The sequence below is a fragment of the Roseovarius sp. EC-HK134 genome, from assembly GCF_902498815.1.
In the GTDB taxonomy this organism is placed as follows: Bacteria; Pseudomonadota; Alphaproteobacteria; order Rhodobacterales; family Rhodobacteraceae; genus Roseovarius; species Roseovarius mucosus_A.
On record NZ_LR701544.1, the window covers coordinates 3,117,197 to 3,142,000 of the forward strand.

Below are 24,804 nucleotides of genomic sequence, written 5' to 3' on the forward strand. Positions count from 1 at the left end.
TCCCGGCTTGGTTTGCGCGGCATGTATATGCAGTCGGTGGGCAAAGGAAAAGGCCATGTTGAAGGCGGAGCGCCTCTGGGCGTTGGGGGCGATGTCGGGCACCTCTTTGGATGGGGTGGATGCGGCCATGGTCGAGACTGATGGCGCGGCAATTTATGCCTTTGGTCCAAGCGCTTATCGTGCCTATTCCGCCGAGGAGCAAGCGGTGTTGGCGGCGGCGTTGGGCAAGTGGCCGGGCGAAGATTTGGCGGAGGCGCAAGCGCTGGTTGAGCGCGCGCATCTGGAGGTTTTGAGCCGGTTTGACGGCGCGGCGCTGGTGGGGTTTCACGGGCAGACCTTGGCGCATGAGCCGCGCGGGCGGGGCACGCATCAGCTGGGGGATGGGGCGCGTTTGGCCGAGGGGCTGGGCCTGCCGGTGGTCTGGGATTTTCGCAGCGCGGATGTTCGGCTGGGCGGTGAAGGCGCGCCGCTGGCCCCGTTTTTCCATTTCGCCTGTGCCAAATGGATCGGGGCGACGGAGCCGCTGGCGTTTCTGAACCTTGGCGGGGTGGGCAATATCACTTGGGTTGATCCAAGTTTCGCGCGGCCTGAAGAGGCGGGGGCAGTGCTGGCGTTTGACACCGGGCCTGCCAATGCGCCGATCAACGATCTGATGCTGGCGCGGCGGGGCGAGGCGTTTGACCGTGATGGCGCCTTGGCGCGTCAGGGGGAAGTGGCGCAGGGGGCGTTGGAGCTGTTTCTGGACGAGCCTTATTTTCTGCGCATGCCGCCCAAGTCACTGGACCGGGACACATTCGCCGACATGATCGGATTGGTGGGAGAGTTGGGCGATGCCGATGCGGTGGCGACATTGACCGGAATGGCGGCGGCGGCGGTGTTGCGCGGCATGGAGCATTGCCCGCGCCCGCCGGTGCGATTGCTGGTGACGGGGGGCGGGCGGCATAATCGCGTGATGATGCAGATGCTGCGTGCCGCCCTTGATTGCCCGGTTGAGCCGGTCGAGGCGGTGGGGCTGGATGGCGATATGCTGGAGGCGCAGGCCTTTGCCTATCTGGCGGTGCGGGTGGCGCGGGGGTTGCCGACCTCTTGTGCCAGCACCACGGGGGTGCGGGCCGCTGTTTCGGGTGGAACAATCAGCCGGGTGGAGGGGGTGTGATGCAGTACGATCTGGATGAGGGCGCGGGGGCGGGGCTTCGGCTGGGCATGATCATGCTCAGCACGGATGAGACGGTGGAATATGAGGCGCGGATGGTGCTGGCGGGGCGCGATGTGAACCTGATGCATGCGCGTATTCCGGCCAAGGCCGATGTGACGCCTGAGGATCTGGCCAGCATGGCGCCCGAGATGACGCGCACGGCGGCGCTCTTGCCACGCGATTTGCGGGCGGTGGCCTATGCCTGCACGTCGGGGGCGACGATCATCGGATCGGACGAGGTGGCGCGGTTGATCAATCTGGCGCACCCGGGCGTGCCGGTGACGAACCCGCTGAGTGCGGTGATCGCGGCCTTGCATCGGTTGCAGGTGCGGCGGATCGCCATGGTGACGCCCTATGTGCGCGAAGTCAGCGGGCCGATGGCGGCGGCGCTTGGCGCGGCGGGGATCGAGGTGATCCATTCGGTTAGTTTCGGTCAGAAAGAGGATTGGACCGTCGCGCGGATTGCTGAAACAAGCACGCGGCGTGCGATGCTGGAGGCAGGGCGCGTGCCGGGGGTTGAGGCGGTTTTTGCCAGTTGCACCAATTTACGCACCTTTGGGGTGATTGACGCGGTTGAGGCGGAATTGGGCCTGCCGGTCGTGACCTCGAATCAGGCGCTTTTTTGGGATATGCTGCGGCGGGCCGGGGCTGGGGCACTGGGATGGGGGCCGGGGCGGTTATTCACGATGGACTATGGAAAGATCGACGCATGAAGAATGAACCGCTGAAACCCGCAACAATCGCCGCGCAGGCAGCGGGGGCCAAAGACAGTGCCACGGCGGGCGTGGTGCCGGGAATTTCGTTGGCCACGACCTATACGCGGGGGGCCGATTATGCCTTGCTGCGCCCCGACAATATCTATGGGCGCGATCAGAATGATACGGTGCGGCAGGCGGAAGAGGTGATCCGGCAACTCGAGGGTGCGGCGGCGACGCTTCTGTTCCCGAGTGGTATGGCGGCGGTGGCGGCGGTGTTTCGGGCATTGCCCAGTGGCGCGCGGGTGGTGATGCAGAATGGCATTTACTGGGGCACGTTGAAGTGGGTGCGGGCCTATTGTGTGCGGCGCGCCATCCTGCTTGATGAGATTGACGCGGCGGACCCGGCGGCGCTGGCGGCGGCATGCCGATCCTCGGCGGATATGGTCTGGATCGAGACGCCGTCGAACCCGTGGCTGAAAACGGTTGAGATCGCCACGGCGGCGGGCATGGCGCATAAGGCGGGGGCGCTGTTGGTGGTTGACGGCACAGCGGCGACGCCGGTGCTGACGCGGGCGCTGGATCTGGGCGCGGATATTGTCATGCATTCGGGCACCAAGGCGCTCAACGGGCATTCGGATGTGTTGGCGGGGGTGCTGTCGTGCCGCGAGCCGGGCAATCCGATGTGGCATGAGATCGCGACAGACCGGCATGATGCGGGCGCGGTGATGGGGCCGTTCGAGGCCTGGCTGCTCATGCGCGGCATGCGGACGCTGCCGCTCAGGATGGAGCGGATGTGTGAGAATGCGCTGGCGGTGGCGCGGTATCTTGAGGAGCATCCGAAGGTTGAGACGGTGTTTTACCCCGGATTGGCCAGCCATGCGGGCCATGCAATTGCCACGCGGCAGATGTGTGGCGGCTATGGCTATTTGCTGTCCGCCGTGGTGGTGGGCGGGCGGGAGCGGGCGCTGGAGGTGGCGGGGCGGTTGCAGCTGTTCCAGCGCGCCACATCGCTGGGCGGGGTCGAGAGCCTGGTGGAGCATCGCCACACGATCGAGCCGCATACCGGCATTCCCGAGGGGTTGTTGCGGTTTTCCGTGGGGATCGAGGATGCGGGCGACCTGATGGCTGATCTGGCGCAGGCGTTGGAGGGGTAGGCTGGGTTTTTCTGGGGTTGTTTGAGGGGGTTGAGTGAGGTCCCGGATCAGGCCCGGGACGGCCCCTAAGGAGGACAGGCCCCGGCCTTGAGCCGGGGCCTCTTACATCTCGTTTATGAGGTGCCGGGTCGAGCCCCGGACGAGTTGGTGCAGAGTGGCAAGAGGTCCCGGGTCGAGCCCGGGACGGGGTTAATGCGCCGAGCGGATTGCGGTCAGGAGCGCGTGATGCAGGGAGCCCGCCGAGGAGCGGGGGCCGATCACTGAAATATGGCGCGGGCTGTGGCACAAGAGGAAGCAGCCCATATGCTCGACCGCGGCACGCTGTGCCTCGCCGCCCGTAAATGCGCGGGTATTGGCGTTGGTGAGGCGTTCCAGCACTTCGGCCAGCCCATCGCCGCTGAGGTCAAAGCGGCACCATGCGCCGGTTTGGTCCGTGACGCTTGCGGCCCCTTTGGCCTGCGCCTTGACCTGCTTGGCCAAATCCTCGTGGGTTTCAACCGGGGCTGACAGCATCCATTGATCCGGTCCCATCCAAAAGGCGGTGAGTGTGGCACCGCCCATGCGGGCCGGGCCGGGGGCCTGGGTGCCGATCAGCGCGGCTATGAGCGCGCTTGTCTGTGCCTCATGCCCAAGGCGGGCGGCGACAGAGGCCAAGGCGCGGTCGGTGACTTCGGTCAGGGTCACGGGGCCGTGGTTGTCGATACGGGGACGGGTCGCCCCGAGCGGGGTGATGGCGATGAGATCATGCACGGAGGCGCTCTCCTTCTGGATCGACGAAATGGGCGCTGACGACTTCGACGTCATGTTCGACGCCGGTCAGGGGGGACACAAGGCGCAGAGTTTCGCCCATGCGGGTATCGCCGGATTTAAGGAAGGCCAGCGCGATGGAATGCCCGAGATTGGGCGAGTAGCAGGCGGAGGTCACATAGCCCTGATCATGAGCGGCATCGACCGGGCTGCCCTTGGTCATCAGATGCGCGCCTGCGGGCACGGGTTTGGAGCGGTCTACCGGGCGCAGGCCGACAAGGCGCAGCGCGTCCGGTGCATTGAGACCGTCGCGGCGCGAGAGCACGGCCCCGATGGAATCCTTGTTGGCCGAGACCATCTTGCCCATCCCGAGATTGAGGGCGGTGGTGGTGCCATTGAGTTCGTTGCCAGCCGCGTGGCCCTTTTCGATGCGCATGACGCCGAGTGCTTCGGTGCCATAGGCCACCACGTCAAACTCGCGCCCTGCCTCCATCAACCGACGGATCATGGCATCGCCGTAGCGCGTGGGCACGGCGATTTCATATGCCAATTCGCCCGAAAAGGAGATGCGGAAGAGGCGCGCGGGCAGGCCACCGCAAACGGTGATCTCGCCGCAGGCCATGAAGGGGAAGCCATCGTTCGAGAGGTCGAATTCCGGGTCCACCACCTTTTGCAGCAGTTTGCGGGCATTGGGGCCAGCGACGGAGAACTGCGCCCAAGCCTCGGTCGTGGAGATGAGTTGCACATCCATGTCGGGGCAGAGGCATTGGCGCACGAATTCCATGTGGCGATAGACCGTGACCGCGTTGGCGGTGGTGGTTGTCACCACGAAGTGATCCTCGGCCAGACGCGCGGCGGTGCCGTCATCCATGGCAATCCCGTCCTCGCGCAGCATGAGGCCATAGCGGACGCGCCCGACGGGCAGTTTGGCGAAGGCGTTGCAATAGATCTTGTTGAGGAAGGCGGCGGCATCGGCCCCCTGCACGTCGATCTTGCCCAAGGTCGTCACATCGCAGATGCCAACGGAAGCGCGGGTTTGCAGCACCTCGCGGTCGACGCTTTGCCGCCAATGGGTTTCGCCGGCGCGCGGGAACCATTGGGCGCGCAGCCACATGCCGACCTCGACAAAGACAGCACCCTGTTCCTCGGCCCAGAAATGGCTGGGGGTCTTGCGGGTGGGGCGGAAATCCTTGCCGCGTGCGCGCCCGGCAAAGGCGCCGATGGCGGTGGGCGTATAGGGCGGGCGGAACATGGTGGTGCCCACCTCGGGGATGGATTTGCCCGCCACCTCGGCCATGATCGCCATGCCTGCGGTGTTCGAGGTCTTGCCCTGATCGGTGGCCATGCCAAGCGTGGTATAGCGCTTGAGATGTTCGACGGAGGTGAAGTTTTCCTGATGCGCCAGTTTGATATCCTTGGCGGTCACGTCGTTTTGTTGATCGACCCAGGCGCGCTTGGCCCCCTGCACATGCCAGAAGGGGGTGATCGCCAGCGGTGTATCCTCGGCCTGCGGCAGATCGGGGCGCGTGGCGGTGTGGCCAAGGTCGGCCGCAATCTGGGCGGCGATATCGGCCCCCGAGGTCAGGGCGGCATGAGTCGAGAAGAGGCCGTTGGCCGCGCCCGCAACCACCATGCCCTGAGGCAGGGTGCCGCCGGGCACGAAGGCGTGAATATCCGCGTTCCATGTGGGGCGGCCACGCTGATGGCAGGTGAGGCTGACGTTGGGGTTCCAGCCGCCAGAGACGCCAAGCGCACCACAGGTCACGCTGCGACGAGTGCCGCGCGCGTCCGTCACCTCGACCTTGGTCAGGCCAAGGCGGCCTGAGGTATTGGTGATGGTGCCGCCCGCGATGACCTCATAGCCGGTGCCTTTGGGCGCATCGGGGCGGGTGTCGATCACTGCGGTGACGGTGACGCCCTTGGCCAGAAGATCCCGCGCGGTGCGATGGCCGTCGTCATTATTGGTGAAGACGGCGATCTCTTGCGCCGGGGTGGTGGCCCAGCGGTTGGCATAGGCGCGCAGCGCGCCTGCCATCATGATGCCGGGGCGGTCGTTATTCTCGAAGACGATGGGGCGTTCGGTGGCCCCGGCGGCGAGAATGGCGCGGGTGGAATAGATGCGCCAGAGGATCTGGCGCGGCTTGCCCTCGGGCGGGACGGGCAGGTGATCGCTGACCCGTTCCAGCGCACCGTAGATGCCGTGATCGAAGGCCCCGAGTACTGTAGTGCGGGTCATCAGGCGCACATTGGGCAGGGCGGCCAGCCGTTCGGCGGTTTCTGCCGCCCAGTCATGGCCGGGCTGCTGGCCCATGGCAAAGGTTTCGGCATTGAGGCGGCCACCGGGCAGGGAATCTTCATCCGCGAGGATGACGTTGAGACCGGATTCGCCCGCCGTGAGGGCGGCGGCCAAGCCTGCGGGGCCTGCGCCGATGATGAGCAGGTCGCAATGCAGATAGCCCTTGTCGTAGCTGTCAGGGTCGGCTTGCAGGCTGAGTGATCCGAGACCGGCGGCGCGGCGGATGATCGGTTCGTAGAGTTTTTCCCAGAAGGCCGCGGGCCACATGAAGGTTTTGTAATAAAACCCCGCGGCAAAGAAGCTGGAGAGGCGGTCATTGATCGAGAGCGCATCGAAGGCGAGCGAGGGCCAACGGTTTTGCGATTGCGCGGTCAGGCCGTCGAACAGTTCTGCGGTGGTGGCGCGGGTATTGGGCTCGCGCCGCGCGCCGTCGCGCAGTTCCACGATCGCGTTCGGCTCTTCCGAGCCAGCCGAGAGCGGGCCGCGCGGGCGGTGGTATTTGAACGAGCGGCCCATCAGGCGCACGCCATTGGCCAGAAGTGCCGAGGCAAGCGTATCGCCGGGGTGGCCCTTCATCCATTTGTCATCGAAGCGGAAAGAGATGGCGCGGCTCTGGTCGATCAGCCCGCCCTTGAGGCGATTTACTTGGGTCATTTGGAGCGTCCCTCGCGGCGGGCCACGTCGCGGGCCAGTTCCACAGCGGTGATTTCATGGGTGAGCGTGTTGCGGGTGACGACCAGCCAAGAGCGGTCGCCCTGTTCGTGAAACCACAGTTCGCGATGTGCCCCGGCGGGATTGTCGCGCAGATAGCCGTAGTCGATGAACTGCGCCAGCGCATCGGGTGCGTCCGGGTCGGGGCGGTTGATAAGGGCGGCGTCGCCTTTGTAGACGAATTCGCTGGCGTCGCGGGGGCCGAGGAGGGGGTGATTGATCAGCATGGCGCGGTCTCCCTCAATGCAGGTTGGGCTGGTTGCCCATGCCTTTTTCGTCGATCATCAGCCCTTTGGCGAAGCGATCGAAGCGATAGGCGGTGGCGGTGGGATGGGGCGTGTCGGTGGCGAGCAAATGGGCATAGACAAAGCCCGAGGCGGGCGTGGCCTTGAACCCGCCATAGCACCAGCCGCCATTGAAATAGAGCCCCTTAATATGGGTGTGGTCGATGATGGGCGAGCCGTCCATGCTCATGTCCATGATGCCGCCCCACATGCGCAGGAGCCGTGCGCGCCCGATCATCGGAAAGATCGCCATGCCGCCTTCGCAGACATCCTCGACCACGGGCAGGTTGCCGCGTTGGGCGTAGGAATTGTAGCCGTCGATGTCGCCGCCGAACACAAGCCCGCCCTTGTCGGATTGGCTGCAATAGAAATGGCCTGCGCCAAAGGTGATGACGCCGGGCAGCACGGGTTTGAGGCCCTCTGACACAAAGGCCTGCAACACATGGCTTTCAATCGGCAGGCGCATGCCCGCATGCGACATGAGGCGCGAGGACGAGCCGGCGACGCAAGCGCCGACCTTTTTGGCGCCGATGAAGCCGCGCGAGGTTTCAACGCCAAGGCATGTGCCGTTCTCGATGCGGAAACCCGTGACTTCGCAATTCTGGATGATGTCCACGCCGCGCTGATCGGCGGCGCGGGCATAGCCCCAAGCCACCGCATCATGGCGCACGGTGCCGCCGCGATGCTGCGCCAAGCCGCCTTTGATCGGGAAGCGGGCGTCATTCACGTTGAGGAAAGGGTAGCGCGCGACGATCTGCGCGGTGCTGAGCAGGTCGGCATCGGCGCCGTTCAGCATCATCGCATTGCCGCGCCGAATGAAGGCGTCGCGCTGTGCGTCGGTGTGAATGAGGTTCAGGATGCCACGCTGACTGACCATAGCGTTGTAGTTCAGGTCTTGCTCCAGCCCCTCCCAGAGCTTGAGCGAGAATTCATAGAAGGGTTCATTCCCGTCGAGCAGATAGTTGGAGCGGATGATGGTGGTGTTGCGGCCCACGTTGCCGCCGCCGATCCAGCCCTTTTCCAGCACGGCGATGCGCGCCTGCTTGAATTCCTTGGCCAGATAATAGGCCGTCGCCAGCCCATGCCCGCCGCCGCCTATGATGACGTAATCATAGGACGCCTGCGGCGCGGCATCACGCCAAGCGGGGCCCCAGCCCCGGTGGCCGGTGAGGGCCTCTTTGATGACCTTGAATCCTGAATAGCGCATTGTATCCGACTCCTTTGCCCCAATTTCGGGCAAAAAGGGCCGCTATGGTATATCGAATTCGGTCAAAGCAGGTCACAAATCGGACTCTGTGACAAAATGATTGCGCACGATGCCTAGTCGGCGCGGATCGCTTCGAATTCGAGGATGATCCCGACAGCATCGCCCACGAACTCGGGCAGGGCATAGGTGCTGCCGAAATCGCTGCGCAGGATTTCGGCAGTGGCGGAGATGCCAAGCGTCTCTTTGCCGTGGCAGCAGGGGTAGACGGCGCGTTTGTTCAGGGTCACGTCGAGGGTCACGGGCTGGGTCACGCCGCGAATGGTCAGATCGCCCGTTACGGTGCCGGTTGTTTCAGAGGTGGGCGTGCTGTCGGTGGCGGTGAAGGTGATCATCGGATGGCCGCCCGCATCCAGAAAATCAGGCGAACGGACGTGTTCGTCCCGCTTTTCGTGGTCTGTGTTGACGCTTGCGGCACCGATGCGGGCGGTCACCTCGCCCAGTTCCTGCGTCTCGGGGTCGTAGACAAAGCTGCCCTCGATGTCGGAAAAGCGGCCCAAGACCTTGGCATAGCCTGCGTGCATGATGGTGAAGGCCACCACTGTATGTTCGGGGTCGATTGTCCATGTGGCGGGGGCGGCCTGAGCGGGATGTGCCAAGCCAAGCGCGAGGGTGGTGCAAAGTGTGGTGCCAAAAGCGGTCAGTCTGAAAGCGGTCATGCGGTCTCTCCCATGTCAGGCGGTGTTGGCGTGGAGGGGGGCGGATTGCAGCGCGGGGCGGCGATCTTCGGGAATGTCAAACAGGCCGGTGGCCTGCGACCAGCGGCTGGGGCGGGGCAGGGTCGACAGCACCGCCACCGGAATCGAGAGGAGAAGCGCCAGCAGCACCGGCGCGCCAAAGATCAGCGCCCAAGGGGCCTGAATCCAGAACCACAGGCAAAGCGCGCCGCCAAGCAGGGTTTGCGGCCAGAGTACGCGCGCGGCCTCATGCCATTCGAGCCGGTCGCGGCTGCGTTGTTGCGCGCTCCAACCGATGCGCTGGCCAAACACGAGCCCGATGGCGAATTGTGTGAGCGCCACAGCCACCACAGGCGAGGTGAGCATGGAAAACACAATCTCTGCGAGGCCGCCCAAAAGGACACGCGCGCGCCCACCATAGGCCGCAGAGCGCGCGGAAGAGCAGAGCACCTGTGCAAGCCCCATGAGTTTCGGGCTGAGGCTGAGCGTCATAAGCACGGCAAAGAGTGTCAGACCGGCGGCGGCGGGAATGGCGTTGATCTGGTCTGCTGTGCCTGCGAGGGCGGCACCGATCAGAATAAAGGCAATCCATGCCGGGGCGCTGATATACATGAGGATAGCCAGCCCCAGTTGAAGGCGGCTCACAGGTTTCAGGCCGGGCATCGAGAGCAGTTTGAAGTATTGCATGTTGCCATTCATCCAGCGGAGTTCGCGGCGGATGAAATCCACGAGGCTGGGCGGATTTTCCTCATAGCTTTCGGATTCTTCGGCCAGAACGCGCACCTCATAGCCCGCGCGGCGCATGAGCACCGCCTCGACCTGATCGTGGCTGAGGATCGCGCCGGAAAGCGGCCCGCGCCCCTTGAGGACCGGCAGCATACATTGTTCGCGGAAGGGGGTGGTGCGGATCACGATGTTATGGCCCCAGTTGGGGCCGCAATCGCCCTGCCACCAAGCAGAGCCAAGCGTGTAAGAGCGCATGCCGTGGCGCATGCCGAACTGGAAGGCGCGGGTAAAGAGGCTGCGCGCGGGCAGGCCGGTGACAAGGCTTTGCAACATGCCGATTTCAGGGCTGACCTGCATGACGCGGATCAGCCGAAAGACCGTATCGGCGCCCATTTCGCTATCGGCGTCGAGCGGCAGGAAAAGATCGCTGGCACCTTCGGGGCTGTGCAGGAACTCGGCGATGTTGCCCGCCTTGTAGCCGGTATTGTCGGTGCGGCGGCGGTAGTGGATCGCGGCTGTGGGCCGTGCGCTGCGCCATTGCGCGATGCGCGCCTCTTCCTTGAGCGCGACATGGGCGTCATCGGTATCGCTGAGCACGTGGTAGGAGAAGCGCCCCGCATAGGGGCTACAGGCGATTTCCTCTTCCAGACGCCGCAGGCGGGCGATGGAGGCGTCCGGGTCTTCGTTGCGCAGGGGCATGACGACGGCGACGCGGGCGGTGATGGCCTCATCCCCGCGAATGCGCGACAGGGCCGGGGTGACATGGGCAGCGGCCCCCGCACCGTGGCGCAAATCAAGCAGCAGGCCAAGAATGCTGTTCCAGAGGCCGATTGAGAGCCAGGGAAGCGTGAGCAGGAAGGCGGTGAGCATCGCGCCTTCCGCCCAAGTGATGCCTAGCGGCAGAAAGAGTGCGAGCATCGCGGAAAAGAGCGCCGCGACCGTCACCACATTGAGCGCCAGCACGAGGCGGCGGCGGGTGGCGAGCGCGGGCGCGCGGCGCAGGCGCGGCGCGAGCGGCGTCACGTCGGGGGAGGTCGGGCGGCTTGGGGTCAACTCTGTCACGGTCACTCTCTCGATGCGGTTTCGCTGCACACAGTTATGGCGGCGCGTCGGCAGGTCCAATGAATTTCTCGGGTGCGCGCGGTGTTTCGCCGATTTGGTGCTGAGGCTTGACGCAATCAAGGTGCGTGTTAGGTCTCGGCTGCCATTCAAAGAAGGAAAGTTCCATGTTTGCCGTCGAAGTTCGCGATCACATCATGATCGCCCATTCCCTGCCCAATCCAGTGTTCGGCCCTGCGCAGGGGGTGCATGGTGCGACCTTCGTGGTCGATGCCGCGTTTTACACCGAAGATATTGATGCGCACGGGCTGGTTGTGGACATTGGCCTTGCCTCTGACGCTCTGGCGCGGGTGTTGGCCCCGTTGCGCTATGGCAATCTGGATGACAAGCCAGAATTCAAAGGCAAGTTCACCACCACCGAATTTTTGTGTCATCACATCTGGACCGGCCTGCGTGACATTGCCCGGTCCGAGGGGTTGGGCGATGCGGGGCGGTTGCGGCGCATCCGGGTGAAGCTGCATGAAAGCCATATGGCGCGCGGCTGGTACGAGGCGGATATCTGAGATGGGGTTTGCCCCCGAATGGCTGGCGCTGCGGGAACCGGCGGACAGGGCGGCGCGGGATGCGGCGCTGTTGGCTCGGGCGGTGGCGCTGGCCGATGGGGCGGTGCTTGATCTGGGGTGCGGCACGGGATCGACCCTGCGCGCCTTTGCCGGAGAGCGGGCGACGGGCGCGGGCTGGCGGCTGTTTGATCATGACGCGGATTTGTTGGCGCGGGCCGCAGCCTGGCATCCTGAGGCGGTGATCCATCAGGGGGATCTGGCCAGGGTGGAGGATCTGCCGCTTGAGGGCGTGGGTTTGGTGACCGCGTCGGCGCTGTTTGATCTGGTGTCGCGGGCGTGGGTCGAGCGATTTGCAGCACGGTTGGCGGGGGCTGGCACTGCGCTTTATGCGGCGCTGAGCTATGACGGGGTGATGCGCTGGCATCCCGAAGACCCTGATGACGCGATCGTGACGATGCGTTTCAACGCCCACCAGAGGGGCGACAAGGGCTTTGGTCCGGCGCTTGGGCCTGAGGCGGCAAAGGTGATGGCGGCGGTCTTTGAGGCGCTTGGCTATGAGGTGCATTATGCACCGAGCCCGTGGCGGCTGGGGCCGCAAGATGCGGAAATGCAGCGTCTTTTGCTGGCGGGCATTGCGCAGGCGGCAGGCGAGGCGGAATTCGCCGGGGCCGAGGCATGGCATGGGCGGCGCGCGCAAGTTCTTGCCGATGGTTGGGCCGAAATCGGCCATATTGACCTTTTGGCACTGCCGCCGGCGCTGGTTCAGCGGGCATGACATTTTTGAAAAGCCGTCTATCTCTGATATGCACACGATAAAGGCGCGCCCGAGTGGCGCGTGTTCAACCATGGCGAAACGCCGAGACGTAATGCAAAACGGAGACCCGGATGCAAAGTGCTGATGTCACCCCCAAGGTCTGGGAGCATATTTTGGCTGCGCGCGCGGGGCAGGCGTGTTTATGCTGTGGAGACTGGGCACCGGGCGAGCGTGCGGCGATGGCGCTCTATGGCTCGATGATGGCCGCGCCCGGCACGCCGCAGGTCGTGGCACAGATCGGACAATCACTGGATGGTCGGGTGGCCACGGTCACGGGGGACGCGGCGGATGTGTCGGGGCCGGATGGGTTGGCGCATCTGCACCGGATGCGGGCGCTGGTGGATGCGGTGATCGTGGGGGTCAAGACGGCGTTGCATGACAACCCGCGCCTGACGGTGCGGCTTGTGTCGGGACAAAACCCGGCGCGGGTGGTGATTGATCCCTCGGGGCGGCTGCCCAATGACGCGCGGCTATTCGCAGAGGATGGCACGCGGCGCATCGTCATTCAGGAGGTGGACAAGCCCCGTCCCGCCGGTGTCGAGGTCATTCAATTGCCGCGGAGTGACTGGATTTCACCCCCCGCCATTGTAAGCGCCCTGCGCAAGGTGGGCCTGCATCATTTGATGGTTGAAGGTGGGGCGATCACTATTGCGCGATTCATCGAGGCAGATTTGCTGGCGCGGCTGCATGTGGCGGTGGCGCCGCTCTTGATCGGGGCGGGACCGCAAGGATTGACGACGCGGCCTGTGGCACGGTTGGCGCAGGCGCGGCGGCCGGAAACGCAGGTTTATGGGTTGGGCACGGATGTGCTTTTTGATTGCGTCATGGGCGCGCGGGTGGCGGCAGAGGTCTGGCCCCATGCGCGCCAACCCGCTGTGCGGCTGGGGTGAGCGGCGTGTCTGAGGGCGCGCGCGCGCTCTGGATTGTGGCACCGGGGCAGGTGGAGGTGCGGCCTGTCACGGTTGCGCCCGGCGCGGATGAGGTTGTGATCGAAACGCTATACACCGGCATCAGCCGGGGGACCGAGCGGCTGGTCTTGGACGGCCGGGTGCCCGAGAGCGAGCATGGCACGATGCGCGCGCCCTTTCAGGAGGGAGATTTTCCCTATCCTGTCAAATATGGGTACTGCGCCGTGGGGCGCGTGACCGCCGGGGCCGCGGCGGGGCAGGTGGTGTTCGTGCTGCATCCGCATCAGACGCGGTTTGCCTGTCCTGCACCGATGGCGGTGCCGGTGCCCGAGGGCGTGCCGCCGGGGCGTGCGGTGCTTGCGGCCAATATGGAAACCGCGCTCAATATCTTGTGGGATGCGCAGATCGCTGCCGGGGACCGGGTGGCGGTTGTGGGTGCGGGCACGGTTGGGGCGTTGGTTGGATATCTTGCAGCGCGGGTGCCGGGCACAGAGGTGACCTTGATTGATCGCGACGCGGCGCGGGGGCCTTTGGCTGAGGCGTTTGGCTGTGGCTTTGTGGCACCGGAGCAGGCGGAGGACCGCGCGGATGTGGTGATCCATGCCACAGCCAGCGCGGCGGGATTGGCCACAGCGATCCGCCTTGCCGGGATTGAGGCGCGGGTGGTTGAGGCCAGTTGGTATGGCAGTGGCGATATTCCCGTGGCGCTTGGCGGGGCATTTCATCAGCGGCGGTTGCAGGTTGTCTCGTCGCAGGTGGGGCGAATTCCGGCGAGCCATGCGGCGCGGTGGGATTACCGGCGGCGGATAGAGGTTGCGCTGCGCCTGCTGGCCGATCCGGTGCTGGATACGTTGATTTCGGGGGAAACGCGGTTTGATGATCTGCCGCGCGCCTATGCGGGGATCTTGGCGGCGGCGGGGACGCTGTGCCATCGGGTGCGCTATGGCGACTGAGGAGGGGCGCGACATCGCCTTTGCCGTGCCGGGTGATCCGGGGTTGACGACGGGCGGCTATCTTTATGATCGGCGGTTGGGAGAGGCGCTGGTTGCGCGGGGTCTCAGGCTGCGGCATCTGCGGCTGGGCGATAGTTTTCCGCATCCCGATGCGCGGGATATGGCGGATGCCTTGGCGCAGCTTTCGGCGTTGCCGCGTGATTGCCCGGCCTTGGTGGATGGGCTGGCGTATGGTGCGCTGGATCCTGAGGGGGTGGCGCGGTTGGCGGCACCCATGGTGGCGCTGGTGCATCATCCGCTGGCGCTGGAGCCGGGGTTGAGTGCGGCGCAGGCTGCGGATATGGCGGCGCGCGAGCGGGCCAATCTGGGCCGGGCGCGGCATATCGTGGTGACGAGCGGGCATATCGCAGGCCTTTTGCGCGAGGCCTATGGCGTGGCCCCAGAGCGGATCAGCGTGGCGCGACCGGGGTTTGTGGCACCGCGTGCCAACGCTATGCCCGATGTGCCGCCACTGATCCTGTCGGTGGGATTGCTCGCGCGGCGCAAGGGGCATGATGTGCTGTTGCGGGCCTTGGCGCGGATTGCCGATCTGGACTGGCGGGCGGTGATTGTCGGGCGCTTGCATGAGCCCGAGACGGTCGCAGAGTTGCGGGGGCTGCGCGATGTCTTGGGGCTGGCGGAGCGGGTCGAGATTGCTGGGGAGGTATCGCAATCGGATCTGGACGCGCTTTATGGGCGGGCGACGGTTTTTGCACTGGCGACGCGCTATGAAGGTTATGGCATCGTGTTTGACGAGGCGATGGGCCACGGCTTGCCGATCGTGAGCACGCAGGCGGGGGCGGTGCCAGATACCGTTGCCGCCGGTGCGGGAATTTTGGTGCGCCCCGAGGATGACGCGGCCTTTGCAGAGGCGCTGCGGCGGATGCTGAGTGAGCCTGCGTTGCGGGCGGGCTGTGCCTGCGCGGCGCGGAAGGCGGCGCAGGGTTTGGGCGATTGGGCGGCGGCGGCAGAGGTTGTGGCGGCGGCGCTCAACCGCCCTTAGACATCGGCAGAGTAGTCGAGCACGCGTTCGCGGTGTTTGCCGCGCATATCCGAGGGCGTGACACCGTAGAATTTCTTGAAGGCGGTGGCGAGTGTGCCGGTCGAGCCGAAGCCGGTGGCGGTGGCGATGTCGATCAGCGGCAATTTCGTGCTCTGGATCAGGTGATGGGCGCGGCGCACGCGCAATTGCTTGTAATAATGCCCCGGTGAGGTTTCAAACACCGCGCGAAAGCGGCGCTCGAGACAGCGTTGCGAAGTGTCCACCTCATCGGCGATTTCCGCGATGGAGAGTGGATCGGTCAGATTGTCCTCCATGATGGCGAGCGCATCTGACACGGCCTTGTCGTAGAATTTGTGAAACGCTTCGGGGGCGAAGGGCTGTGTGCTGGAGCTGGTGCGGATTTCCGGCAAGAGCAGGTGGCGGCCAATCTCGGTGATGTCGGATACGGGCAGATCACGGGCCAGAAGGCCGATGACAAGCTCTGCTGTGGCGCCGCGTCCCGCGGCCGTGATGATGCCGTTGGAAAATTCTGACAAGTTTTCCGTGAGGCGCGGTTGATCTTGGGTCTCGCGCAGCACCACGGCATCGGCCCAATGGGTGGTGACCGCGCCCGTCTCGATCTGAGTGCGGGCGATGAAGGTGGTGGAGGCATCCGCCAAGAGGATCACCGAGCGCCCGAGCCGCCGCATGCTGCGGATGCGGGCCATCCAGACGGCGGGATCGGCGGTTTTCGATGCGATGACAATCAGGAAATCGGCCATGCAGTGATCGGGGATCACCGGCTCTGCGCGCACGAGGCAAACGCCGTTACCCTGAACGAGCCCCGGTCGGTCCGAGATGATCCGCCAACCAAAATGCGCGGAGCCATGCACCATATTGGCGGTTTGCAGGGTGTGGATGACCGACGCAAGTTCGAGATCGCAGAATTTTCGCTGCACAAAGATTTCAAAGAGAACCTTTGGGTCCTCATGGGTGACAACGGGGCGTGGCGTCTGGTTGGTCATGGCGATTCTATAGACTGGAACGTGCGGGATAAAAACCTTGATTGAATGCGCGGCAGGATCAAGCGCTTGTTACAGGTGGGACATCGGGGCTGTTGCGCGGGGCGGTGCTCGTGTATTCTGCGCGGGAAAACGAACCGGGAAACGGCGTATGAGCAGGATCATTGGCATAGGGCTAGCGCTTGCGCTGGTGATGGGCGGCGCGGCTGTGCGGGCGCAGGAGAGTGTGTTTAGCGGTTTGGCGCGGCTGGAGGCGGAAACCAGCAGCATTACGGACAGCCGCCGCGGGGTGGAGGTGACCTTGAGCCTGTCGCAGGGAGTGCCCTATCGCGTCTATACGCTTGATGCGCCGCCGCGTCTGGTGCTTGATTTTCAAGAGGTGGATTGGCAGGGCATCGGGGCTGAGGATCTGATCGCTGGCGCGCGCGTCAAAGGCTTGCGGCTGGGACAGATTCGGCCGGGCTGGTCGCGCATGGTGGCCGATCTGGACGCGCCTTATCCGCTGGAGCAGGCGGGGTTGGAGATTGACCGCGTGAGCGGGCGGGCGACGTTGAAGGTTGCCCTTGGGACGGCGGATGCCGAGCGGTTTGCCGCCACTGCGGGCACGCCTGCGTTGCCCGGCTGGGACCTGCCCGATCCAAAGGATGCGCTGGCGGCGGTGCCTGTGGGGGTGCCGGGCGAGGGGCCGTTGGTGGTGGTCCTTGATCCGGGCCATGGCGGCATTGATCCCGGAGCACAGGAGGGAGAGCTGACCGAAAAGGCGCTGATGCTGCAGTTTGCGCAGGAATTGCGCGATGAATTGCTGCGCGCTGGCGGATTTGAGGTGGTGTTGACGCGCGAGCGTGACGAATTCGTGAGCCTTGAGCGGCGGGTTGCCCTCGCGCATTGGGCCGGGGCGGATGTGTTCTTGTCGCTGCACGCGGATGCGCTGTCGGGGGCGCAGGCGCGGGGGCTGTCGGTCTATACCCTGTCCGAGAGCGCCTCGGACAAGGCCAGTGCGGCGCTTGCCGAACGGCACAATCGTGCCGATATGCTGGCGGGTGTGGACCTGAGCGGTAAGGATGATGTGGTGGCAGATGTGCTGATGGATCTGGCGCGGGTCGAGACGCAGCCGCGCACCGCGCATCTGGCCCAAGCCTTGATCGAGAGCTTTGCCGCGCATGAGCTGCCGCTGTTGTCGCGCCCCCTGCGGGAGGCAGGGTTTTCGGTGCTGAAAGCCCCTGATATTCCATCTGTTTTGATCGAATTGGGGTTTCTGTCGAGCCCGCGTGATCTGGCGCGGTTGCGCGATGAGGAAGGGCGGGCCCGGATCGCCGCAGCGCTGCGCGCGGCGCTGACTGCCTGGCGCGACGCCGATGCGGCGCGCGCGGGATTGGTGCGGCAATGAGGGGCGCGCGCGGCGATACCCGGCGGACAGTGACGCGACGCTTGGCCCATTCCCTTTTGACCCTGAGGCCCACTAGGCCTATACCCGGCGCAGCAAGCATGCGGGGGCCCTTGTGATACGTGCGATTCTCAGCCTTTTTGGGACTGTGTTCAGTTTGATCACGCTGGTTGTGGTGGTGATCGGCCTGAGCATTGGTGCCGTGCTGCATATCTATGGTCAGGATTTGCCGAGCCATGAGAGCCTTGCCAATTACACGCCGCCGACCATCAGCCGGATTTATTCGGGCGAGGGGCGGATCATCGACGAATTCGCGCGCGAGCGGCGGTTGTTCACGCCCGCTGAGGATATTCCTGATCTGGTAAAGCAGGCGTTCATCAGCGCGGAGGACAAGAATTTCTATACCCATGGCGGCTATGACGCCGTGGGTATCGCCTCGGCTATCGTGGATGCGGTGAAGTCGCGGGGGCGCAATGTACGCGGTGCCTCGACCATCACGCAGCAGGTGATGAAGAACTTCCTGCTATCCGGCGACCGGCAGATGGAGCGCAAGATCAAGGAGATTATCCTTGCCACGCGGATTGAGGAAACTCTGAGCAAGGATGATATCCTTGAACTCTATCTCAACGAGATTTTTCTGGGTCAGAACAGCTATGGCGTGACTGCCGCGGCACAGACCTATTTCAACAAGACCCTCACGGACCTTGCGCCGCATGAGGCCGCCACCATCGCCGCGATGCCGAAAGCCCCGAGTGATTATCATCCGGTGCGCGAGAAAGAGCGGTTGCTGGAACGGCGCAATTTCGTGCTGCGCGAGATGTGGGAGAACGGGTATCTGACGCAGGCCGCCTATGAGGAGGAGCGGGCCGCACCGCTGCGCTCTGTGCAGAATGGGGATTTTCCGCCGTTCAGCGCCGAATTGCCGCCGCGTGATTATTTCACCGATGAAATCCGACGGCAGCTGAGCCTTGATTTCGGTGAGGGCGAATTTTTTAGCGGCGGTTTGTCTGTGCGCGCGACCATTGATCCCGAATTGCAGGTTCATGCCGCGCGGGCGTTGCGGCGGCAGTTGGAAAATTATGACCGGGGGCAAGGACGGTGGCGCGGCACGGGCGAGAGCCTGCCCGCCGAGGCGTTGGGGGATGAGGCCGCTTGGCGAGCGGCGCTGGCAAGCGTCAGCGTGGCCCGGGATGTGGATCTGGATGGGGTCTGGCATCCGGCGGTAGTGCTGGGCATCGGCGATCAGGCAATGCAGGTGGGCATTGAGGGCGTCGACGGCGTGCAGGAGGTGCCGCGCAGCGATATCAAATGGTTGCCCGGCGATTTCGAGGCGACCTTTGATCTGGGCGATGTGGTGCATGTGCGCGCCGTGACCCAGGAGGGGACCTTTGTGAATTGGTCGTTGCGGCAGGTGCCTGAGGTGCAGGGCGGCTTTGTCGCAATGGATGTGAACACGGGCCGCGTGATTTCCATGCAGGGCGGGTTTTCCTATCAGGCCTCGGTCTTTAACCGCACGACGCAGGCGTTGCGGCAGCCGGGATCGTCGTTCAAGCCGTTTGTGTATGCGGCCGCGCTGGACAGCGGCTATTCACCCGCCACCATCGTGATCGACGCGCCAATCGAGATCAACACGCCGCAGGGTCTGTGGAGACCACGGAATTCGTCGAACAAGTTTTACGGCCCCACGCCGCTGCGCACCGGAATCGAACAATCGCGGAACCTTATGACCATCCGTCTGGCGCAAGAGGTGGGCATGGATGTGGTCGCGGATTATGCCGAGCGGTTTGGCGTTTATGAAAACATGGGCCGGTTTCTGGCCAATTCGCTGGGGTCCGAAGAGACCACGCTTTATAATATGGTTGCGGCCTATGCGATGTTTGCCAATGGCGGCGAGCGGGTGCGCCCAACGCTGGTTGACCGCGTGCAGGACCGCTATGGCAAGACCGTCTATCGCCATGATCAGCGCGATTGCGTCGATTGCGGTGATGCCGGAATCCCTGCGGATCGCGGCCCGCGCATCGTGTCGGATCGGGAGCGGGTGATGAATGCGGTCACGGCCTATCAGTTGACCTCGATGCTCAAAGGGGTGGTGGATCGCGGCACGGCGTCGGGGGCCATCAACCTGCCGGTGCCGGTCGCGGGCAAAACCGGCACCACCAATGACGCGCGCGATGTGTGGTTCGTGGGCTTTACCAGCAATATCGCGGCGGGCTGTTACATTGGCCATGACCAGCCTCGGGGTCTTGGACGGTCGGCCTATGGCTCGTCGCTGTGCGGGCCGGTGTTTCAGGATTTCATGGTCGAGGCTGTGAAGAAATATGGCGGTGGTCCGTTCGAAGTGCCCCCCGGCGGGCATTTCATCAAGATCGACCGGTTCACCGGTGCGCGGCTGCCGGATACTGCCGAGGGCGACAATGTGGTGGCCGAATATTTCCGCGACGGCGAAGAGCCGGTGTTTGGCGTGGCCTATGACGGGGGCTTTGCCATGGGCAATGACCTTGAGCTGTTCAGTGCGGGCGAACGCGAGCAGGTTCAGGAGGTTACGACCTCGACCGGCGAGAAGGCGCGGGTGGGGGGCAAGGCCAGTTTCGGGTCTATGAGTTCGGGCGGGCTTTACTAGGCTTCGGGCTCTCTTGCCCGGCCCGGCGCGCTGCGCTATCACCCGCACCTGACCAGACAAGGACATTCCGATGCGCGCAGAAACCCAGAACCTCGTGGCTGAGATCGAAAAGTCGTTGGAGCTCTTGCGGCAGCGGCTGGGGTGGGAGACGGCCCGCCACCGGCTGGAGGAATTCAACGCGCGTGTCGAAGATCCCACGCTTTGGGATGATCCCGCGCGGGCGCAGACACTGATGCGCGAGCGGCAGGCGCTGGTGGATGCGCTGGAGACCCATGACAGCATCAAGAACGAGCTAGAGGATAATCTTGGGCTGATCGAGCTGGGCGAGGCTGAAAGTGACGCCGAGGTCGTGGGCGAGGCCGAGGCCGCGATCAAGGCGCTGGCCAAGGTGGCCGCCGCCAAGGAGTTGGAGGCGCTGCTGGATGGTGAGGCGGATTCCAACGATACGTTTCTGGAGATCAACGCAGGCGCTGGTGGCACCGAGAGCTGCGACTGGGCGTCGATGCTGGCGCGGATGTATGTTCGCTGGGCGGAAAAGCGCGGCTATACGGTTGAACTGCAATCGGAATCGGCGGGTGATGAGGCGGGGATCAAATCCGCTGCCTATAAAATCAGCGGTCACAATGCCTATGGGTGGCTGAAATCCGAATCGGGCGTGCATCGTCTGGTGCGGATTTCGCCGTTTGATTCGGCGGCTAAGCGGCACACGTCGTTTTCGTCGGTCTGGGTTTACCCGGTGGTGGATGACAATATCGAGATCGAGGTGAACCCGTCTGATATTCGCATCGACACCTATCGTTCGTCTGGTGCGGGTGGGCAGCACGTGAACACCACCGACTCGGCGGTGCGGATCACGCATATGCCCACGGGCATTGTTGTGACGAGCAGCCAGAAATCGCAGCATCAGAACCGCGACATCGCCATGAAGGCGCTGAAATCGCGGCTTTACCAGTTGGAATTGGACCGGCGCAACGCGGCCATCAACGAAGCCCATGATGCCAAGGGCGATGCGGGCTGGGGCAATCAGATCCGGTCGTATGTGTTGCAGCCCTATCAGATGGTCAAGGATCTGCGCACCGGTGTTGAAACATCGGACACCAAAGGTGTGCTGGATGGTGATCTGGATGAATTCATGGCCGCCACGCTGGCGATGAATGTGAGCGGCAAGAGCCGGGCCGAGGCGCAGGGGGGTGATTGACCCATGCGGGTCGGCCTGCGTAGGGTATGGTCCGGGCAAATAAGTAGGGAATCCGGGGGGCATCGCTGCTTTGCCGCTTTTATCCGCCGGGATGACCCATTAGATACGAAGCTGAAATTCCCGGGGACGACAACCGACCCCCGAGAAAGGGAGAAATTGAAATGCTGAACAATATTGGCCTTCCGGGGCTTCTTCTGATCGCGGTGGTGGTGCTGGTGCTTTTTGGGCGCGGCAAGATTTCGTCGCTCATGGGTGAAGTGGGCAAGGGTATCACCTCTTTCAAAAAGGGCGTGGCCGAGGGCACCAAGGAACTGGATGACACCAGCAAAGAGTCTGCTGTGACCGCGCGCGACGTGACCCCGACCGAAGACAAAGACAAGGTCTGATCCTTAAATGTTCGATCTTGGCTGGACGGAGCTTTTGCTTATCGGCATCGTGGCCTTGATCGTGGTGGGCCCCAAGGACCTGCCGGGAATGTTTCGGGCTGTGGGGAATTTTGTGGGCAAGGCCAAAGGCATGGCCCGCGAATTTAGCCGCGCGATGAATGATGCCGCCGATCAATCCGGCGTTGGTGACATTCAAAAAACCTTTAAATCCGCGGCAAACCCGATGAAGACCGCGATGGATGAGGTGCGCAAGACGACGGACAGCGTCACGCGCGATCTGAACGATGTGACCAAGCCCACACTGAGCCCCGAACAGCAGGCCTCGGCCGAAAAGGGCCGCGCTGCCACCGCTGAGATGGCAGAGGCGCGCAAGGCTGCGAAAGCCGAGGCTGAGGTCGCACCGGAAAAGGTGGCGTCCAAGCCCAAGGCCGCCGCGAAGCCCAAGGCTGCGCCGAAAGGGAAGACGTCCAAGCCAGAGGACGAGGCATGACCCCGCGCGACGAGATCGAGGACAGCAGTGCGCCGCTGATCGAGCATCTGGCCGAGCTGCGCACCCGGCTGATCCGGTCGGTGATCGCCTTTATCATCGGGATCTGTTTGGCCTTTGCCGTGGCCGAGCCGATTTTGCAATTCCTGCTAGAGCCGATCGAGGCGACATTGCGCGAGTTGGGCGACCCGTCGCCCACGATGCAATATACCAGCCCGCAGGAATATCTCTTTACGTTGTTCCGCATTTCGATGGTGTTCGGCTTTGCGCTGGCTTTTCCGGTGATCGGGTTCCAGATGTGGCGCTTTGTGGCACCGGGGCTTTATAAGCAGGAAAAGAACGCGTTTTTGCCGTTCATGATCGCGTCGCCGATGATGTTCCTGTTGGGGGCATCCTTTGCGCATTTGGTGGTGACGCCTCTTGCGATGGCGTTCTTTCTTGGCTTTGCCGATGTGCCCTCGATCATTGCCGATCTGATGACCGGGTTGGTTGGGCCAGAGGTGGTGCCGGGGGCGGCGGCGGCCCCTGAGGCTACGGGCATTCGCATCACCTTTTTTGGTAAGGTCAACGAAAGCCTTGATATCACGCTGAAATTCATCATCGCCTTTGGGCTTTGCTTTCAATTGCCGGTCTTGCTGACGCTGATGGGGAAAGCGGGGCTGGTGAGTGCGATTGGTCTGAAATCGGTGCGCAAATATGCCGTGATCGGTATCCTTGTTCTGGCCGCGCTGGTGACGCCGCCTGATGTGGTGACGCAACTGATCCTTTTCGTGGTGGTTTACGGCCTGTACGAGATTTCAATCCAACTGGTGACGTGGGTTGAGAAAAAGCGTGAGGCGGAATTGCGTGCGCAGGGGCTGTGGTTTGATGAGGAAGAGGCGGCGGATGCCGCTGAGGCCGACGCGTCCGAGGAAAAAGGCAAGAATTGAATGAGTGATCCGTTGGACCGTATCGCCGCCGCGCTGGAGCGGATGGCCCCGGCACCGCTTTCGGCCCCTGATTTCGATACTGCGGATGCCTTTGTCTGGCATGTCAGCCCGGATCGGTTGGAGCCGGTGCGCCACGTGAGCCGGGTCGATATGGGTCTTTTGGTGGGGGTGGATCGGTCGCGCGATACGCTGTTGCAAAACACGCTGCAATTCGCGCGGGGGCTGCCCGCCAATAACGCCCTCTTGTGGGGCGCGCGGGGCATGGGAAAATCCAGCCTTGTGAAAGCGGTGCATGCAGCGGTGCGGGCAGAGGGCCTGCCGCTCAAGATCGTGGAATTGCAGCGCGAAGACTTGCCGTCGGTCAGCCGGTTGCTGAACCTCTTGCGCGGCGCGCAAACCCGGTTCTTGCTGTTTTGTGATGACCTCAGTTTTTCCCATGACGATCAGCATTACAAATCGCTCAAGGCGGTTCTGGATGGCGGGATCGAGGGGCGGCCAGACAATGTGGTGTTCTATGCCACGTCAAACCGTCGGCATCTGATGCCCCGCGACATGATCGAGAATGAGCGGTCATCGGCGATCAACCCGTCTGAGGCGGTCGAGGAAAAGGTATCTTTGTCGGATCGGTTCGGGCTTTGGCTTGGGTTTCATGCCTGCGATCAGGATCAGTATCTGGCGATGATCCGGGGCTATTGCGTTGCCTACGGTGTCGAGATTGACGAAGACACGCTGCGCGCTGAGGCGATTGAATGGCAGGCCACGCGCGGGGCGCGGTCGGGCCGGGTGGCGTGGCAGTATTTCACCGATTTGGCGGGGCGGCGGGGCGTCAGCGTCGCTTAGGGGCGGGATGCCGTGCCTGCTGCGCCTCAGGAATAGGCGATCATCCGACCGCAGAGCAGGACGGCGATCCACAGGCAAAGCGACAGTATGGCCGCCGCGCATTGGCGGGGGCGTGACAGGGCCAGCGGATGCAGATGCAAGGCCGCGTTCACCAGAGCCACGACCAAAAGCGCGATTTTCCAGCGGAACCAGCTATTTGCCACATAGTCCGACGCTTGCGCCGCAAAAAGCAGGCTGCCGCAGGCAAGCGCGAGACAGAGTCCGCCAATCGCATAGACGCGCAGCATCCTGATCGCGCGCAGATCGCCGCGCAAGAGCCGGACATCCATGGGCACGACGGCCCCGATCAACAGGGCCAGACCAAGGATATGACCCGCATTCACCAGCGGATATGTCCAGCGCGAGGCCCGCAGGGCCTGAGCGAAGGGCTGGGCCTCAAGCGTTGCCGCCCAATCCATCAAAGGCGTTCGGGGTACAGCTCAAAGAGCGCGCCTGAAAGCTCGATCGCCTCGGCCTTGACCAGACGCTCCTTGGGATCAGCGGCGCGTTTGCCAATGATCTTTATGTCCGTGCCGGGGGCAAGCATGGCGTCAGTCAGACCGGCGCGTTCGTTGCGCCACGGCTGGCCGACCTCGGCCTTCCAGATCTCGCCCTCTGCGTCGATGGTCAAGACGCCATGCGGATTGCCCAAGCGTGCCTCGGTGATGAGGCCCCGCAATTCGAACCGCCCATCGTCGGTCCAGCGCCAGCCGTGATGGGCGATGGCGGGCCGGGCAAAGAGGAGCGCGGGTAGGCCAAGCGCGATGAAACGGCGTGTCAGGGTCATAGCGGTCTCCTTTCGTGCTGTGCCAAGTAGGTGGGGGCGCGG

24 protein-coding genes are annotated in these 24,804 nt (G+C 63.8%); 15 read left to right on the top strand and 9 right to left on the bottom strand.

Going from position 1 to position 24,804, the window contains the following annotated elements; genetic code table 11:
- Positions 1–55 precede the first annotated feature (55 nt).
- The 3 genes from GC127_RS18925 to GC127_RS18935 are packed head-to-tail and all read left to right on the top strand — an operon-like array spanning position 56 to position 3,047.
- Positions 56–1,156 (top strand): anhydro-N-acetylmuramic acid kinase, encoded by a 1,101-nt coding sequence (locus GC127_RS18925; protein WP_151979375.1) that lies wholly within the window; start codon positions 56–58, stop codon positions 1,154–1,156.
- Positions 1,156–1,908, top strand: a complete 753-nt coding sequence (locus GC127_RS18930) for an aspartate/glutamate racemase family protein (RefSeq protein WP_081506241.1) — start codon at positions 1,156–1,158, stop codon at positions 1,906–1,908. Before GC127_RS18925 ends, GC127_RS18930 begins: the two co-directional genes overlap by 1 nt.
- Positions 1,905–3,047: a PLP-dependent aspartate aminotransferase family protein gene (locus GC127_RS18935; RefSeq protein WP_151979376.1), complete on the top strand. Its 1,143-nt coding sequence runs from the start codon at positions 1,905–1,907 to the stop codon at positions 3,045–3,047. The genes GC127_RS18930 and GC127_RS18935 overlap by 4 nt, the downstream gene beginning before the upstream one ends.
- A gap of 189 nt (positions 3,048–3,236) precedes the next feature.
- Here GC127_RS18935 and GC127_RS18940 read toward each other — a convergent pair whose 3' ends face one another.
- From GC127_RS18940 to mdoH, 6 genes are all read right to left on the bottom strand, one after another.
- Complete coding sequence (locus GC127_RS18940; protein ID WP_151979377.1) at positions 3,237–3,797, bottom strand: sarcosine oxidase subunit gamma; 561 nt, start codon at positions 3,795–3,797, stop codon at positions 3,237–3,239.
- Entirely contained in the window at positions 3,790–6,744 is a 2,955-nt protein-coding gene (locus GC127_RS18945; protein WP_151979378.1) for a sarcosine oxidase subunit alpha family protein, read from the bottom strand. Before GC127_RS18945 ends, GC127_RS18940 begins: the two co-directional genes overlap by 8 nt.
- Positions 6,741–7,028 (bottom strand): sarcosine oxidase subunit delta, encoded by a 288-nt coding sequence (locus tag GC127_RS18950; RefSeq protein WP_008281097.1) that lies wholly within the window; start codon positions 7,026–7,028, stop codon positions 6,741–6,743. The genes GC127_RS18945 and GC127_RS18950 overlap by 4 nt, the downstream gene beginning before the upstream one ends.
- 13 nt (positions 7,029–7,041) lie before the next feature.
- Complete coding sequence (locus GC127_RS18955) at positions 7,042–8,292, bottom strand: sarcosine oxidase subunit beta family protein (protein WP_008281096.1); 1,251 nt, start codon at positions 8,290–8,292, stop codon at positions 7,042–7,044.
- A gap of 113 nt (positions 8,293–8,405) precedes the next feature.
- Positions 8,406–9,008, bottom strand: coding sequence for a YceI family protein (locus GC127_RS18960; RefSeq protein ID WP_008281095.1), 603 nt, complete (start codon positions 9,006–9,008; stop codon positions 8,406–8,408).
- Positions 9,009–9,023: 15 nt separating this feature from the next.
- The gene (gene mdoH / locus GC127_RS18965; protein ID WP_237183512.1) at positions 9,024–10,814 is read right to left on the bottom strand and encodes a glucans biosynthesis glucosyltransferase MdoH; all 1,791 of its coding nucleotides are present in this window, start codon (positions 10,812–10,814) and stop codon (positions 9,024–9,026) included.
- A gap of 164 nt (positions 10,815–10,978) precedes the next feature.
- Here mdoH and GC127_RS18970 point away from each other — a divergent pair, with 164 nt between their 5' ends.
- From GC127_RS18970 to GC127_RS18990, 5 genes are all read left to right on the top strand, one after another.
- A complete protein-coding gene (locus GC127_RS18970) occupies positions 10,979–11,374 on the top strand; it encodes a 6-carboxytetrahydropterin synthase (protein WP_008281093.1) in 396 nt (131 codons plus the stop codon).
- A gap of 1 nt (position 11,375) precedes the next feature.
- Positions 11,376–12,149, top strand: coding sequence for a class I SAM-dependent methyltransferase (locus GC127_RS18975; protein WP_151979379.1), 774 nt, complete (start codon positions 11,376–11,378; stop codon positions 12,147–12,149).
- 110 nt (positions 12,150–12,259) lie between these two features.
- On the top strand, positions 12,260–13,078 hold the full coding sequence (locus GC127_RS18980) for a RibD family protein (protein ID WP_008281091.1): 819 nt from the start codon (positions 12,260–12,262) through the stop codon (positions 13,076–13,078).
- Positions 13,079–13,083: 5 nt separating this feature from the next.
- The gene (locus GC127_RS18985) at positions 13,084–14,049 is read left to right on the top strand and encodes a zinc-binding alcohol dehydrogenase (protein ID WP_254700198.1); all 966 of its coding nucleotides are present in this window, start codon (positions 13,084–13,086) and stop codon (positions 14,047–14,049) included.
- The gene (locus GC127_RS18990) at positions 14,039–15,091 is read left to right on the top strand and encodes a glycosyltransferase family 4 protein (RefSeq protein ID WP_151979381.1); all 1,053 of its coding nucleotides are present in this window, start codon (positions 14,039–14,041) and stop codon (positions 15,089–15,091) included. Before GC127_RS18985 ends, GC127_RS18990 begins: the two co-directional genes overlap by 11 nt.
- Here the strand turns inward: GC127_RS18990 and GC127_RS18995 are convergent.
- Positions 15,088–16,095, bottom strand: a complete 1,008-nt coding sequence (locus GC127_RS18995) for a GlxA family transcriptional regulator (RefSeq protein WP_008281088.1) — start codon at positions 16,093–16,095, stop codon at positions 15,088–15,090. The two genes, GC127_RS18990 and GC127_RS18995, sit on opposite strands and share 4 nt — an antisense overlap.
- 148 nt (positions 16,096–16,243) lie before the next feature.
- On the opposite strand from GC127_RS18995, the gene GC127_RS19000 reads away from it, so the two are divergent.
- From GC127_RS19000 to GC127_RS19030, 7 genes are all read left to right on the top strand, one after another.
- Positions 16,244–17,479: an N-acetylmuramoyl-L-alanine amidase gene (locus GC127_RS19000; protein ID WP_151979382.1), complete on the top strand. Its 1,236-nt coding sequence runs from the start codon at positions 16,244–16,246 to the stop codon at positions 17,477–17,479.
- A 112-nt stretch (positions 17,480–17,591) separates the two neighbouring features.
- Entirely contained in the window at positions 17,592–20,096 is a 2,505-nt protein-coding gene (locus tag GC127_RS19005; protein ID WP_037297660.1) for a penicillin-binding protein 1A, read from the top strand.
- A 70-nt stretch (positions 20,097–20,166) separates the two neighbouring features.
- Positions 20,167–21,294 carry a peptide chain release factor 2 gene (gene prfB / locus GC127_RS19010; protein WP_081506231.1) on the top strand — a complete coding sequence of 376 codons (1,128 nt, stop codon included), beginning with the start codon at positions 20,167–20,169 and terminating at the stop codon, positions 21,292–21,294.
- Between the two features lie 161 nt (positions 21,295–21,455).
- Positions 21,456–21,680, top strand: a complete 225-nt coding sequence (locus GC127_RS19015; protein WP_151979383.1) for a twin-arginine translocase TatA/TatE family subunit — start codon at positions 21,456–21,458, stop codon at positions 21,678–21,680.
- A gap of 7 nt (positions 21,681–21,687) precedes the next feature.
- Positions 21,688–22,170 carry a Sec-independent protein translocase protein TatB gene (gene tatB, locus GC127_RS19020; protein WP_151979384.1) on the top strand — a complete coding sequence of 161 codons (483 nt, stop codon included), beginning with the start codon at positions 21,688–21,690 and terminating at the stop codon, positions 22,168–22,170.
- Positions 22,167–23,096, top strand: a complete 930-nt coding sequence (locus GC127_RS19025) for a twin-arginine translocase subunit TatC (RefSeq protein WP_081506229.1) — start codon at positions 22,167–22,169, stop codon at positions 23,094–23,096. Before tatB ends, GC127_RS19025 begins: the two co-directional genes overlap by 4 nt.
- Positions 23,097–23,936: an ATP-binding protein gene (locus tag GC127_RS19030; RefSeq protein WP_151979385.1), complete on the top strand. Its 840-nt coding sequence runs from the start codon at positions 23,097–23,099 to the stop codon at positions 23,934–23,936.
- 26 nt (positions 23,937–23,962) lie between these two features.
- Here the strand turns inward: GC127_RS19030 and GC127_RS19035 are convergent, their stop codons facing one another.
- Together GC127_RS19035 and GC127_RS19040 are read right to left on the bottom strand one after the other, a co-directional pair.
- On the bottom strand, positions 23,963–24,394 hold the full coding sequence (locus tag GC127_RS19035) for a hypothetical protein (RefSeq protein WP_151979386.1): 432 nt from the start codon (positions 24,392–24,394) through the stop codon (positions 23,963–23,965).
- Positions 24,394–24,762 (bottom strand): DUF6152 family protein, encoded by a 369-nt coding sequence (locus tag GC127_RS19040; protein ID WP_008281079.1) that lies wholly within the window; start codon positions 24,760–24,762, stop codon positions 24,394–24,396. Before GC127_RS19040 ends, GC127_RS19035 begins: the two co-directional genes overlap by 1 nt.
- Positions 24,763–24,804 lie beyond the last annotated feature (42 nt).

What these genes read in the sequence shown, in the direction of transcription:
- prfB (WP_081506231.1), top strand. Translation starts at nt 20,167, where the DNA reads ATGCGCGCAGAAACCCAGAACCTCGTGGCTGAGATCGAAAAGTCGTTG.
- GC127_RS18990 (WP_151979381.1), top strand. Translation starts at nt 14,039, where the DNA reads ATGGCGACTGAGGAGGGGCGCGACATCGCCTTTGCCGTGCCGGGTGAT.
- GC127_RS18955 (WP_008281096.1), bottom strand. Translation starts at nt 8,292, where the DNA reads ATGCGCTATTCAGGATTCAAGGTCATCAAAGAGGCCCTCACCGGCCAC.
- GC127_RS18980 (WP_008281091.1), top strand. Translation starts at nt 12,260, where the DNA reads ATGCAAAGTGCTGATGTCACCCCCAAGGTCTGGGAGCATATTTTGGCT.
- GC127_RS18925 (WP_151979375.1), top strand. Translation starts at nt 56, where the DNA reads ATGTTGAAGGCGGAGCGCCTCTGGGCGTTGGGGGCGATGTCGGGCACC.
- tatB (WP_151979384.1), top strand. Translation starts at nt 21,688, where the DNA reads ATGTTCGATCTTGGCTGGACGGAGCTTTTGCTTATCGGCATCGTGGCC.
- GC127_RS18975 (WP_151979379.1), top strand. Translation starts at nt 11,376, where the DNA reads ATGGGGTTTGCCCCCGAATGGCTGGCGCTGCGGGAACCGGCGGACAGG.
- GC127_RS18970 (WP_008281093.1), top strand. Translation starts at nt 10,979, where the DNA reads ATGTTTGCCGTCGAAGTTCGCGATCACATCATGATCGCCCATTCCCTG.
- GC127_RS18960 (WP_008281095.1), bottom strand. Translation starts at nt 9,008, where the DNA reads ATGACCGCTTTCAGACTGACCGCTTTTGGCACCACACTTTGCACCACC.
- GC127_RS19000 (WP_151979382.1), top strand. Translation starts at nt 16,244, where the DNA reads ATGAGCAGGATCATTGGCATAGGGCTAGCGCTTGCGCTGGTGATGGGC.
- GC127_RS19035 (WP_151979386.1), bottom strand. Translation starts at nt 24,394, where the DNA reads ATGGATTGGGCGGCAACGCTTGAGGCCCAGCCCTTCGCTCAGGCCCTG.
- GC127_RS18935 (WP_151979376.1), top strand. Translation starts at nt 1,905, where the DNA reads ATGAAGAATGAACCGCTGAAACCCGCAACAATCGCCGCGCAGGCAGCG.
- GC127_RS19025 (WP_081506229.1), top strand. Translation starts at nt 22,167, where the DNA reads ATGACCCCGCGCGACGAGATCGAGGACAGCAGTGCGCCGCTGATCGAG.
- GC127_RS18995 (WP_008281088.1), bottom strand. Translation starts at nt 16,095, where the DNA reads ATGACCAACCAGACGCCACGCCCCGTTGTCACCCATGAGGACCCAAAG.
- GC127_RS19040 (WP_008281079.1), bottom strand. Translation starts at nt 24,762, where the DNA reads ATGACCCTGACACGCCGTTTCATCGCGCTTGGCCTACCCGCGCTCCTC.
- GC127_RS18930 (WP_081506241.1), top strand. Translation starts at nt 1,156, where the DNA reads ATGCAGTACGATCTGGATGAGGGCGCGGGGGCGGGGCTTCGGCTGGGC.
- GC127_RS18950 (WP_008281097.1), bottom strand. Translation starts at nt 7,028, where the DNA reads ATGCTGATCAATCACCCCCTCCTCGGCCCCCGCGACGCCAGCGAATTC.
- GC127_RS18945 (WP_151979378.1), bottom strand. Translation starts at nt 6,744, where the DNA reads ATGACCCAAGTAAATCGCCTCAAGGGCGGGCTGATCGACCAGAGCCGC.
- GC127_RS19015 (WP_151979383.1), top strand. Translation starts at nt 21,456, where the DNA reads ATGCTGAACAATATTGGCCTTCCGGGGCTTCTTCTGATCGCGGTGGTG.
- GC127_RS19030 (WP_151979385.1), top strand. Translation starts at nt 23,097, where the DNA reads ATGAGTGATCCGTTGGACCGTATCGCCGCCGCGCTGGAGCGGATGGCC.